Origin of the sequence: Dyadobacter sp. CECT 9275 (assembly GCF_907164905.1) — a bacterium.
Lineage (GTDB): Bacteria > Bacteroidota > Bacteroidia > Cytophagales > Spirosomataceae > Dyadobacter > Dyadobacter helix.
Genome location: NZ_CAJRAF010000002.1, coordinates 366,599 through 378,793, shown reverse-complemented (window position 1 = coordinate 378,793; position 12,195 = coordinate 366,599). Strand labels below are relative to the sequence as shown.

12 protein-coding genes are annotated in these 12,195 nt (G+C 47.4%); all 12 read left to right on the top strand.

Annotated elements, in window-relative coordinates; genetic code table 11:
• The first annotated feature begins 30 nt into the window (after window positions 1-30).
• Window positions 31-456 (top strand): hypothetical protein, encoded by a 426-nt coding sequence (locus KOE27_RS09690; protein ID WP_215238692.1) that lies wholly within the window; start codon window positions 31-33, stop codon window positions 454-456.
• Window positions 457-531: 75 nt separating this feature from the next.
• On the top strand, window positions 532-1,377 hold the full coding sequence (locus tag KOE27_RS09685; protein ID WP_215238691.1) for an MBL fold metallo-hydrolase: 846 nt from the start codon (window positions 532-534) through the stop codon (window positions 1,375-1,377).
• 34 nt (window positions 1,378-1,411) lie between these two features.
• Window positions 1,412-1,804, top strand: coding sequence for a nuclear transport factor 2 family protein (locus KOE27_RS09680; RefSeq protein WP_215238690.1), 393 nt, complete (start codon window positions 1,412-1,414; stop codon window positions 1,802-1,804).
• Window positions 1,805-1,824: 20 nt separating this feature from the next.
• Complete coding sequence (locus KOE27_RS09675) at window positions 1,825-4,704, top strand: molybdopterin-dependent oxidoreductase (protein ID WP_215238689.1); 2,880 nt, start codon at window positions 1,825-1,827, stop codon at window positions 4,702-4,704.
• A 3-nt stretch (window positions 4,705-4,707) separates the two neighbouring features.
• On the top strand, window positions 4,708-5,541 hold the full coding sequence (locus tag KOE27_RS09670; protein ID WP_215238688.1) for an FAD binding domain-containing protein: 834 nt from the start codon (window positions 4,708-4,710) through the stop codon (window positions 5,539-5,541).
• 10 nt (window positions 5,542-5,551) lie between these two features.
• Entirely contained in the window at window positions 5,552-5,893 is a 342-nt protein-coding gene (locus KOE27_RS09665) for a hypothetical protein (RefSeq protein ID WP_215238687.1), read from the top strand.
• 52 nt (window positions 5,894-5,945) lie between these two features.
• Window positions 5,946-6,701, top strand: coding sequence for a DJ-1/PfpI family protein (locus KOE27_RS09660; RefSeq protein ID WP_215238686.1), 756 nt, complete (start codon window positions 5,946-5,948; stop codon window positions 6,699-6,701).
• Between the two features lie 69 nt (window positions 6,702-6,770).
• Window positions 6,771-7,343: a DJ-1/PfpI family protein gene (locus KOE27_RS09655; protein WP_215238685.1), complete on the top strand. Its 573-nt coding sequence runs from the start codon at window positions 6,771-6,773 to the stop codon at window positions 7,341-7,343.
• A 2-nt stretch (window positions 7,344-7,345) separates the two neighbouring features.
• Complete coding sequence (locus KOE27_RS09650; protein ID WP_215238684.1) at window positions 7,346-7,768, top strand: VOC family protein; 423 nt, start codon at window positions 7,346-7,348, stop codon at window positions 7,766-7,768.
• Between the two features lie 74 nt (window positions 7,769-7,842).
• A complete protein-coding gene (locus tag KOE27_RS09645) occupies window positions 7,843-9,666 on the top strand; it encodes an AGE family epimerase/isomerase (RefSeq protein ID WP_215238683.1) in 1,824 nt (607 codons plus the stop codon).
• Between the two features lie 24 nt (window positions 9,667-9,690).
• Window positions 9,691-10,029: an STAS domain-containing protein gene (locus tag KOE27_RS09640; protein ID WP_215238682.1), complete on the top strand. Its 339-nt coding sequence runs from the start codon at window positions 9,691-9,693 to the stop codon at window positions 10,027-10,029.
• A 3-nt stretch (window positions 10,030-10,032) separates the two neighbouring features.
• Window positions 10,033-12,153, top strand: a complete 2,121-nt coding sequence (glgX, locus tag KOE27_RS09635; RefSeq protein WP_215238681.1) for a glycogen debranching protein GlgX — start codon at window positions 10,033-10,035, stop codon at window positions 12,151-12,153.
• Window positions 12,154-12,195: the final 42 nt, after the last annotated feature.

Sequence of the window (12,195 nt, the reverse complement as noted above, 5' to 3'; positions counted from 1 at the left end):
AGATATCTAAAATTTTAAAAAAATAAAACAATGCTTACTCAGGAATCAATTGAAAAACTGGCAGCTGTATGGTACAGGAAGCTGGATGTGCATGCACCACAGGTTGAATTACTGCCTTTAATCATCGACGAAGGCCTTGAAATGGTTTTTCCCGAAGCTACGGTATATGGCTGGGCAGGCTTTGAAGGGTGGTTTCAACGGGTAATCCGCATTTTCTTTGACGAAGTACACACCGTTAAAACGGTTGAATCCACCATCACGGGCGATACTGCTACTGTAAAAGTGGTTGTGCAATGGGAAGCCAGCGTATGGAATGCGCCGGAAGCGTACAGCAAGCGTATCTCTTGCGACGCTTTTCAAACCTGGGAGGTGAAATCTGACGGAAACGGAGGAGCATTGATCACCAAATATGTGGTAGACGGTATCGAATACCACGAAGGCTCAGCCACCCTCTAAGATCTGCCGATTGCAGAAAACGAGTAAGAAACCAAGAATTGTGTAAACTCTTAACGCTTTCCCTTAGCCCTCGTTATGTCTACCTTTAAATACATAAGTGTCAAAAGAGTTGAACTGGATACTGTTACAGTCCATTGTGTGCAGGCGCCCGAAGATGGTGAGCTGACCAATGCCCAGATCATCGAGACACCAGGAAAACTGATTCTGGTGGATACGCTCCAGTTAAAAACGCATGCCGACGAGCTCAAAACTTACATCGATTCCCTGGGCAAGCCTCTGGACCGCGTAATTATAACCCATTACCATCCTGATCATTGGATGGGGTCTGCTTCTTTTACGGGCTATCCGGTTTACGCACTACCCGAAGTGATTGGTGCAATTGGAGGAATGGCCGATTATTTTATCGGTTACCACACCAGCCTGCATCCTGAAAATGCAGCGGAGGTTATCCATCAGACCAAATATCTGCCAACCGAACCACTTGAGGAAGGTATTCTTGAGATTGACGGTGTTAAACTTAACCTGGTAAAGGTGGTTGATACCGAATGTCCGGTTAATCTTTTAATTGAACTGCCCGAAGAAAAGGTTTTGCTGGCCCAGGATCTGATTTACCATAAGGTTTACGGTTATTTTGGAGACAGGACATCGGACGGACAGTATAGCTTTGATAACTGGATAGCTGCTCTGGAAGATCTGAAGACCAAAGGCTATCTGCATGTATTTCCCGGACACGGTGATCCTACGGACAGTACTGTTTTCGACGAGCAGATCGGATATCTTAAGTATGTCAGGAAACTGGTATACGATGGTTTGCAGGGCGAAGAATTGATAGGCAAAATCATTGCCCAGTATCCGGACTACCGGCTTTTGCTCACGCTGAGCATGTCCAATTACATGCTGTTCGTGTTCCAGGTTCAATAAATAAAAGCTATTCATTAAATCCTATTTCGAAATTATGAAAAATGTACCCGATACCAAGCTTGGTCAAATGTACAAAGAGCATATTCAGCATATTCTGGATAAAAATATAGAAGCACTTCTTGATCAATATACAGACGATGCATTGCTGATCAGCAGTTTTTCCAAACAACCGGTGGTTTATCAGGGCCGTGAGCAGGTGAAAGAGCACATGCAGGGAATCCTTGGAATTGATGGTCTTGAAACGGACATTGTGTTCTGGGCGGAAACTGAAAACCCGGAAACATTGATGATTACCGAACAAATCACCATGACGGTGGGTGGTGAAAAGAGCGAAATGCGCTTTGCTGACAGCTGGGTTCTGAAGGATGGCAAGATTGCTATTCACTTTGCCGGCATGGTACAGCATCCTGACGGAACACTTGCTTAAACCGATAACCTCCTCTGACAATGATAGTAACCAATAGCGTAAACGGAAAGACGTGCAGCTCCGAAGTTGAACCGCGTACTTTACTTGTGGATTTCCTTCGGGAAGAACTGGGACTTACCGGTACCAAAGTCGGCTGTAATTCTGGCGCCTGTGGGGTATGTTCTGTTTTGGTTGACGGTAAAACCACTAAAAGTTGTCAGATACTGGCGGTGGAAACTGAAGGACAGAAAATCACAACCATTGAAGGCTTGGTTTCGTCGGGAGAACTTCATCCTTTACAAAGTTCGTTCTGGGAAAATTTCGCGGTTCAGAACGGTTTCTCAACACCGGGCACCATCATCGCCCTCACAGAACTGCTGAATAACAACCCGGAGCCCTCTGAGATAGAAATTAAAGATTGGCTGAGGGGGAACCTTACCCGCGAAACAGGTTATGAGCAGGTAGTGGCCTCTGTACTTTCTGCCGCTTCCAAAATGGCTGGGAAAGAAGCAGAGGGCACACAGCAATCTAACGGAAGTTATATTGGCAGTTCGGTAAAAACCAGAGATACCGGTAAGCTGGTAACGGGGGAGGGCGAGTTCATCGCCGACATGGAATTGCCTGGTATGCTGCATGCAGCCATTCTGCAAAGTCCGGTAGCGCATGCCGTTATCCATGGGATAGATACCTCCGAAGCGGAGGCTATGCCGGGTGTCGTCAGAGTATTTACAGCCAAAGATACCGGAAACGTGATGCCGATGCCGGTCATCTGGATTCCGCCTTTTACAGAAAGCCACTTCTTACCGCACCCTTCGGGGATCGTACCGGGCTCTCACACCGTTTTTGCAACGGACAGGGTTCGTTTTGCCGGTGATCAGCTGGCTGCCGTTGTGGCGGAGACCCGCCAGCAGGCTTACGATGCTTTGGCAAAAATAAAAGTAGACTACGAAGCATTGCCATTAATTCTGGATGCGGAAGAAGCAACGCTTCCCGGTGCTCCGCAGCTGCACGAAACAGCTCCCAACAACATCATGATCCATACCATTTTTGGTGACAAAGACGCTACGGATCAGGCTATAGACGAGTCGGAGGTGGTAGTAGAGCAGCGGATATACAACCAGCGCATGATGCACAACACCCTGGAAGTGAGAGGGGTAATAGGAAGGTATGATGCGGCAACCCAGGATTATACCCTTTGGGCAAATACACAGATACCTTTCCCGCACCGTTTGCTGATATCCCTTTATGTACTGGGCATACCGTATAACAAGCTGCGGGTGATTGTGCCTTTTATGGGTGAAAGTAACGGTTGCAAGGGGAATTTATATCCTGATACCCCACTGGTGCTTTGGATGGCAAAAGAGCTTGGAAGGCCTGTGAAATGGGTAGATACCCGTGCGGGTTTTGCCAGAAATACCGCCCAGTCCAGAGACCAGATACAACATATTAAAATTGCCGGTACCGCAGAAGGCAAACTCACCGCCCTGAGTTGCCTGGCATATAGTAATGTAGGAGCCTATCCGGTGATCAACGCTCCTGGGCAGCCGCTGGCGCTGATTGGCCGTAGCATTACAGGTGCTTACGTCATTCCACATTCCTCCTATGAGGTGAATGTGGTGTATACCAACAAAGTACCTACTGCGCCGATGCGTGGCTCCGGCAGGGCGGAGGCGATCTTCCTCATTGAAAGGGCAATAGAAATGTTTGCCCGGAAAATCGGAAAAGATCCTGCGGAGGTGCGGCGTATGAACATGGTACAGCCTGACCAGTTTCCATTCGAAAACGGACTCGGCTGGACCTATGATTCCGGCGAATACGCCACTGCGCTGGACATGGCTTTGGATAAGGCTGGTTATGCCACTCTTGAAGCCCAAAAACAGGAAGCCCGAAGCCGTGGCAAATTACTGGGCCTTGGTATAGGTTCCTATGTTGCTGTTGCAGGGGTAGGAAATTCCGGTAAAATGGGAGGCGAGGGACTCATGAGCGGTACCTGGGGAAGTGCCTATATTCACGTTGCACCATCCGGTGAAGTGGCCATTACCACGGGGGCCCAGCCACACGGACAGTCGCAGCAGACAACCTTTGCGCAGATAGCGGCTCAGGAATTACAGATCCCGATGGACTATGTAATCATCAAACATTCCGATACTGCCAACCCGTTATACTACGGTCAGGCCAGCTACGGTAGCCGGTCGTTGAGCGTGGAAGGTGTTGCTGTGCAGAAGGCCTGTCAGATGGTTATCAAAAAAGCAAAGGAATTTGCTGCCTATCTGTTCAAAATGCCGATCGAAATGATTGAGTACAAAGAGGGGAAGGTAATTGGTATTCCCGCTCCCGATCAGGCCGTTATGACTCTCCAACAGGTAGCGTTAATGCTTTGGTTTGGCTGGGATCTGCCGGAAGGTATGGATCCGGGCCTGGAGGGTTCTGCCTACTTTGACCCCAAAAACTTTAATTTCCCATTTGGAACCCACGTCGCTATTGTAGAGATAGACGAGGAAACCTGTGAGGTGGATCTGGTAAAATACATTGCTGTTGATGACTTTGGTGTGGTGATTAACCCCGAGGTGGTGAAAGGCCAAACGTACGGTAACATCGTTTTAGGTATCGGTCAGGCTTTGGCGGAAGAAGCGAAGTATTCACCCGAAACGGGCCAGGTATTAAGTGACGATCTTGATACTTACACCATACCCCGCGCCGACTGGCTCCCTAAAATCGAATTGTATCGCACCGAAACACCGTCACCTTCCAATCCGCTTGGCGTAAAAGGTGCAGGAGACGTAAGTAACCCGCCCGTTGCACCTGCGATGGTAAACGCGATCTGCGATGCGCTCTCAGACTTTGGTGTGACGCACATCGACATGCCTGTAACACCTGAAAAGATTTGGGAAATACTTCGTACAGAAACTGTAACCGCCTAAGCCATGATCAGAAATAATTTTACTTATTCCGCACCCTCGACTTTGGCAGATGCGATATCCTTGCTAAGCGATTCTGATTCCGAAGTAATGACCGGCGACCAGGCGTTTGTGGCAAATGTGAACAAAGGTATTTGTAAACCGGCGGCAGTGATAAGTCTCAGTAAAATAGCTGATCTCAAACTGATTTCGGTGAAAGGCGCTGACATCGAACTGGGCTCCGGGGTTTCATTTGCTACATTGCTTGCGGATAAATCCGTAACATCCAGTGCGGTGTTATCTGAGGCACTACGGGCCGTATCCGATCCCCATCTGCGTAACCATAGTACCATTGGCGGAGCCTTGTACCAGCAGGCCGCCGTTCATGCTCCGGTACTGGCCGCGTTGCTGGCATTGGATGCCACTGTAACACTGGTGGGTAATGAAGGAGAGGCATCACTATCCTTGGCTGATTTCTTGTCCAGAGATGATACTGCCAAAGGCAAGGTGGTAAAGAGCATTACTTTCAAGTCTGACGAGTCGGCATCCGGAACTTTTCGTTATACCGATTACCTGAAATCAGGAAAAATAGTGAGTGGGGCGGCTGTTGTTTATCAAACAGAAAATAACCGGATATCCGATATCCGTATTGCTGTTTCGGGTTGTATGTCCGTTCCGGTGCGTCTTTTGGAGCTGGAAAAATATTTAACAGGGAAAGAAATTTCGGCTGCCACCGTGAGCGATGCACTGCTGAGCCTTACGCCAGAGGTACTGCCTGTTTCAAATCCCAATATTTCGAATGCAGGTTATCTGCTTCATCTGACGAAAGTACTTATCAAAAGAGCTATCCTAAAAAGCTAATATCCAAATCATGACAAATCAAGAATTTTACGAAAATCACCTTCTCCTGCTGGAGAAAAATGACGTCAATGAGCTCGTTGAACACGACTATCATGACGATGCTGTAATGATTCTCCTGGTTGCAGAGGAACCCATTTATGTGGTAGGCAAAGAAGCGCTGAAAGTACAGTTGGGAGATTACCTCACCAATATCTACCGTGGTTTTGTATCGACAGAGAAACTGGCGATCACCGAAGACAGTATCCACCTGGAAGCTACGATCAACACCGCCTGGGGGCCATCACGTGTTTATGATGCACTCTTTATGAAAGACGGTAAAATATTCCGCCACTATTCGGGCCTCAAAGGCTGAAAATACCCTTTCCTATCCTAAAATGTTAACGTACTATTTTTCTTAAAAAATTATGGGCAAAAAAGTTTTAATACTGGCATCTAATGTTGGCTTGTGGGGTGAAGAATTACAGGCACCCTGGGATGCTTTGAAAAATGCAGGTTTCGACCTTACCCTTGCTACGCCAAAAGGTATTACGCCGCTTCCGATGGAGCTCAGTATGGACAAAGATTTCATTGATCCGATGCAGAACTACAACGTTAACCCTGGTTTTGTGGTGGATCGTATCAATGAAATCCTTGATTCAGGTGAATGGGACTCTCCGATCAAGATAGAAGACGCTGACATGTCCGACTACGAGGCATTGGTACTGGTTGGCGGTCCTGGCTCGGCATTGGATATTGTTGGAAATCCGTTCGTTCATCAGCTTTGTGTGAAGGCTTATGAACAAGGTAAAATATTGGGCGCACTGTGTTATGCAGTGGGTGCCTTTGTTTGGGCAAGAGAGAGTGACACGCTTCACAGAAGTATCATTTATGGCAAAAAGGTAATTGCTCACCCGCGCGAATGGGATTTTACTGGCCCGATGGCCTATACACTGGTGAGAGCTACACCTGAAAACCCGGGAACCAACCTGGTAAGCCAGGGTTTTGCTTTCCCGCTGCTGGTGATCGTTGAAGATGCCGTTGGTCCTAATGGACGGGTTTATTCTGATCCTACTGCCAACCGTAACAAGCCGCAGGCTTTGTTTGATTTCCCGTTTGTGACGGCACTTTCGGTTGAATCGTCCATTGCATTTGGTGAAAAACTGGTTGAAGTGTTAAGCTGATAACAACAGTGCTGCACCATTTGAATTACGGAGTACTCATCGTTCCATCTTCTATCTACTTCCCGAATAATGAAGTTAAAGGGCAAAAAAATCGGTATTCTTTTTGAAGCCGACTATTACGAAAACGAAATATTTTATTACAAATACCGCTTTCCGGAAGAAGGCGCAGAAATCCATTTTTTGTCAAGATTATGGGGGCAGGATAAGATCACCTTTACCGGTCATGAATATAAAGTCCCCATGGATTGCTGGGAATCTTTCGAAAACATGAGCGACGAGGAACTCCGTACCTATGATGCGATCATAGTGCCCTCAGGAATGGTATCCGACCGTCTGAGATATACAGAAGATGTGGAAAAAATTCCGCCGGCTACTGAATTTCTTAAGCGTGTATTTGCAGAACCAGGTATTTTAAAAGGTATTATCTGCCACGGCCTCTGGCTGGTTGCTCCGGCAACCGAACTCGTGAGGGGACGTAAGCTGGTATGTCACAACAACCTCATCCACGACGCCAAGGCGTATGGTGCAATTTATACCAACGAGGATGTGGTTGTGGATGGAGACCTGATCACGGGGCGTTCAGGCGGACACGCTCACTTGTTTGCTAAAAAGATTATTGAAACTCTGTCATCCGCGGAATAGCTATGAAGGCAACTTTTTTTCACCTCGCTCTTACGGTTAAAAACCTGGAAAAATTCGAATCTTTCTATGCAAAGTATTTCGGGTTCAGACGTGCTCGCGTCATTGACCTTGGCGATGATGCCAAGCTGGTTTTTTTGAAAAATGATGACAATTTTTATTTCGAGGTATTTCCCGTTGAAGAAGAAAGACCCTATCCGATGGCAGAAGCTGACGGCCCGCATTATGCCGGGTTGAGGCACATGGCTTTTTCTGTTGACGATGTGGATGCCAAAGTGCAGGAAATGGGAGAGGACGCAGTGATTACGCTGGGTCCGCTGCATTTTGATGAAGTGATCGAAGGTTGGAAAACGGTATGGCTCAAAGATCCGGAAGGCAACATTATTGAGATTACGCAGGGATACAAAGATCAGGAAGGCCTGGGGTAACCTGTTTTAAATATTAATCTGTTTCAGAAGCGTTTCATTAGGTTCATTTAAAAACCCTTTTTAATACTCAAAGTATGAATATAAACTTCACTTTCTCAGATACCATAGCCGGTTATGTAACGGGTTATAATCCTGATGAACAATGGTTTACCGTAGAGACTTCCGATAAAAGAAGTTTCAAAATAAACCTGATACCTTCTTCTTATGCCAGAAGCGTGCGGAATCTTACCGAGGGCTGGCAGGATCCGGGTAACATCGGTACTTTCCTGTCGACCAACGGACAGTTTGTTTTTGCATACGGAACGTTTTATCCAAATGATGGCGCTGAAACTGCAACATTTGAGGCGCAGCAGCTGATTTTTCCGGGAAAGGCTCCCAAAGCTTACCGTCACGAAGAACAAAACTGGTGGATTAACCAGATCGACTCCATCGCGACCAGCTATCTGAAATGGCAGTTTGATTATCCCAAGGAAGAGATCAATTACAAGAACTACCGTACCATGCTTCACCTGGGTGGTTCCAAAAAAGGAGACTATCTTCAGGAAACAGATACGATATCCCGTATGGTTTACGGATTTGCCTCGGCTTACCTGTTGACCGGAAAAGACGAATTCCTGGAAGGTGCTGAGCTGGGAACTGAATACCTGCGCGACCACATGCGTTTCTTCGATCAGGACGATGACCTGGTTTACTGGTATCACGGTCTTAAAGTAGAAGGACAGAAAGAAACCAAATTGCTTACTTCTGAATTTGGTGACGACCTGGACTCAATCCCGATGTACGAGCAGATCTATGCTTTGGCAGGACCTACTCAGACATACCGGATCACAGGTGACCAACGTATCCGCAGTGATATCGACAAGACCATGGATCTTTTCGAGAAATACTACAAGGACAACGAAGGCGGTGGCTACTGGTCACACATTGACCCGATTTCACTCGACGGACGTGAAGAATCGCTGGCGCACAACCGTGCCCGCAAAAACTGGAACTCAGTGGGTGACCACGCGCCTGCATACCTGATCAACCTGTGGCTTGCTACCGGTGAGAAGGCACACGCAGACTTCCTTGAGTATACATTTGATACAATCACAAAATATTTCCCTGACTACGAAAACAGCCCGTTTGTTCAGGAGAAATTCTTTGAAGACTGGAGCAAAGATCAAACCTGGGGCTGGCAGCAAAACCGTGCGGTAGTGGGCCACAACCTGAAAATCGCATGGAACCTGATGCGTCAGCAATCCCTTACACCAAAGGATGAGTATCTTGAGTTTGCTAAAAAAATCGCTGAACTGATGCCGGCAGCCGGCTCTGACCAGCAACGTGGCGGCTGGTATGACGTGGTGGAACGTGTGGTTAAAACCGGAGGAAAACACCAGTTTGTATGGCACGACCGCAAAGCATGGTGGCAACAGGAGCAGGCCATCCTTGCTTACCTCATCCTTTACGGTATTCTGGGTGACGAAGAGTACGAAAAACAGGCACGCGAAGCAGCTGCATTCTATAACGCATTCTTCCTGGATAATGACGATGGTGGTGTGTACTTCAACGTATTGTCCAACGGGATGCCGTATCTGTTAGGTACTGAGCGCTTTAAAGGCAGCCACTCCATGAGTGCATATCACAGCACAGAGTTATGTTACCTGTCTGCGGTATACATCAACCTGTTGATTACCAAGCAGCCAACGTATTTTTACTTCAAACCTTATCCGAACGGATTTAAGGATAATATCCTGAGGGTTTCACCTGATATCCTTCCTCAGGGCAGCATTTACATCAGCGAAGTATTTATCAACGATGAGCCGTATAGCAATTTTGACGCAGCAGCCTTAACTGTAACACTTCCTGAAACGGAGGAGCGAGTGCGGGTAAAAGTGCAGATCAGTTCGACTAAGTAATCAGTCACGTTAAGAAAACTTCACATGAAAGTATCAATAACTGCGCAGGATGATATTTCTATCATCGAAGTATCAGGAGATATCGATAGTAAAACTGCACCGGAATTTGAGAAAAGCGCCAAGGAGGCGGCTGCTCAGAGTACCAAAATTGCCATAGATCTAACAGCGGTAGAATATATGTCAAGTGCAGGATTGCGGGTATTGCTGATGGTTTATAGAAACATTAAATCGCAAAACGGCAAAGTGGTGCTGGTGGGTGTTTCTGAGGATATTCAGGATGTAATGTCAACAACCGGCTTTATAAACTTTTTCAGTATCGTTCCGACACTGGATGAAGGGGTGGCCATTCTAAAACAGGGATAGCCCATGGCAACAGACATACGTATCGATTATTATCCCACCCATGAGCAGCAGGGGATAAAATTCAGAAGAGGACATGTGCTGCCGTTTGGTGCCACTATGGTACCCAATGGTATCAATTTCAGCATATATTCCAGCGAAGCTATCGATTGTACCCTCGTTCTTTTTGAACGGGGGGAAGCAGAACCCTTTGTTGAAATCCGTTTCCCGGAGGAGTTTCGGACAGGGAACGTGTACTCCATGATCGTTTTTGACCTGGACTATGAAAGGCTGGAATATGGATACCGCATGGACGGACCTTTCCAACCGGAACAGGGGCATCGTTTCGACAAAAGTATCATCCTCAGCGACCCTTATGCCAAGGCCATCGGCGGACGCGATACCTGGCTCGCCAAACCGAACTGGGATAATATCTACCCGTACCGGTCGCGCCTGGTTTTTGAGGATTTCGACTGGGAAAATGATCACCCGCTGGAAACACCCATCGAAGATCTGCTGATCTACGAAATGCACGTGCGCGGTTTCACGCAGCATCCTTCTGCCAATGTAAAAAATCCGGGAACCTTCGCAGCGATCAAAAGTAAGATAGCGTACCTGAAAGAGCTGGGGATTAATTGCGTGGAGTTGATGCCGATCTACGAATTTGATGAATGGGAAAACAGCAGGGAAAACCCTGTTACTGGTGGGCTCATTGTTAATTTCTGGGGATATAGCACTGTTAACTTCTTCTCACCCAAGGCGGGTTATGCTGCCACGGGTAAATTCGGGATGCAGGTGGATGAGCTCAAAACCCTCGTGAAAGAACTTCACAAAAATGGTATCGAGGTAATGCTGGATGTAGTATTTAACCATACTGCCGAAGGCGATCACCGCGGTCATACCATTTCTTTCAGAGGAATTGATAACAAAACCTATTATATGCTGACGCCGGAAGGTTACTATTTTAACTTTTCGGGAACGGGTAATACACTAAACTGTAACAACCCGGTGGTGAGGAACATGGTTTTGGATTGCCTTCGTTACTGGGCTGCCGATTACCATATCGATGGTTTTCGATTTGACCTTGCGGCTATCTTGGGCCGTGACCAGAACGGAGCACCGTTGAGCAATCCGCCTCTGTTAGAATCGCTTGCCTATGACCCCATCCTGGCTAAATGTAAGTTGGTTGCCGAAGCATGGGATGCAGGTGGATTGTATCAGGTAGGGTCTTTCCCTGCCTACGGACGCTGGGCTGAATGGAACGGTAAGTACCGCGACTCCATCCGTAAATTCCTGAAGGGGGATGAGGGGATGATCGGCGAAATCGCTCAGTGTGTGCAGGGCTGGCCGGATCTTTACTATTACCGTGGCCCTACCGCCAGTATCAATTTCATTTCCTGCCACGATGGGTTTACCCTGTATGATCTTTTTGCATATAACCACAAGCACAATGATGCGAACGGGGAAAATAACAATGACGGCGGAAACGACAACCACTCATGGAACTGCGGTGTAGAAGGCGAAACCGATGATGAAAATATCAACAGACTTCGCCACAAGCAGATTAAGAATGCTCTGGCGATACTGATGGTGAGCCAGGGTGTGCCCATGATCCTTTCGGGCGATGAAATGGGTGTTACCAAAAACGGTAACAATAACACTTATTGCCACGACAACGAACTGAACTGGGTGGACTGGGGGTTACTTGAAAAGAACTCGGACCTTCATAATTTTGCCAAACACATTTTCAGGTTCAGAAAGGCACACCCGGTACTCAGAAGCCGTACGCATTTCCAGCACCGCGACTACGTGAACAGCGGATATCCTGACATCAGCTTCCATGGCACACAGGCATGGCATGCAGATTTCTCAAGTACCAGCCGCTGTCTGGCATTTATGCTCGATGGCTCTCATGCCAAAGGCGGAACCATCAAGGATGATATGGTATATGTGGCCATGAACAGCTATTGGGACGCACTTTATTATGAACTGCCAGCCCTGCCGGTCGGCCGAGAGTGGTATATTGCAGCCAATACGGACATGCCGGAAGGAGAGGACATCTTTGATATTGGTAAGGAACACCGGCTGGCAGACCAGACCAGGTTTCTCGTGGGAGGCCGTTCAACCGTCATTTTGATTGGCAAATAATAAAATGCAGGTCAACGGCGGAATGCCGCAGGTATCCTCCGT

Bases quoted from the DNA above. Each gene is read 5' to 3' on its own strand.
- KOE27_RS09690 (WP_215238692.1), top strand. From the start codon at position 31: ATGCTTACTCAGGAATCAATTGAAAAACTGGCAGCTGTATGGTACAGG.
- KOE27_RS09685 (WP_215238691.1), top strand. From the start codon at position 532: ATGTCTACCTTTAAATACATAAGTGTCAAAAGAGTTGAACTGGATACT.
- KOE27_RS09680 (WP_215238690.1), top strand. From the start codon at position 1,412: ATGAAAAATGTACCCGATACCAAGCTTGGTCAAATGTACAAAGAGCAT.
- KOE27_RS09675 (WP_215238689.1), top strand. From the start codon at position 1,825: ATGATAGTAACCAATAGCGTAAACGGAAAGACGTGCAGCTCCGAAGTT.
- KOE27_RS09670 (WP_215238688.1), top strand. From the start codon at position 4,708: ATGATCAGAAATAATTTTACTTATTCCGCACCCTCGACTTTGGCAGAT.
- KOE27_RS09665 (WP_215238687.1), top strand. From the start codon at position 5,552: ATGACAAATCAAGAATTTTACGAAAATCACCTTCTCCTGCTGGAGAAA.
- KOE27_RS09660 (WP_215238686.1), top strand. From the start codon at position 5,946: ATGGGCAAAAAAGTTTTAATACTGGCATCTAATGTTGGCTTGTGGGGT.
- KOE27_RS09655 (WP_215238685.1), top strand. From the start codon at position 6,771: ATGAAGTTAAAGGGCAAAAAAATCGGTATTCTTTTTGAAGCCGACTAT.
- KOE27_RS09650 (WP_215238684.1), top strand. From the start codon at position 7,346: ATGAAGGCAACTTTTTTTCACCTCGCTCTTACGGTTAAAAACCTGGAA.
- KOE27_RS09645 (WP_215238683.1), top strand. From the start codon at position 7,843: ATGAATATAAACTTCACTTTCTCAGATACCATAGCCGGTTATGTAACG.
- KOE27_RS09640 (WP_215238682.1), top strand. From the start codon at position 9,691: ATGAAAGTATCAATAACTGCGCAGGATGATATTTCTATCATCGAAGTA.
- glgX (WP_215238681.1), top strand. From the start codon at position 10,033: ATGGCAACAGACATACGTATCGATTATTATCCCACCCATGAGCAGCAG.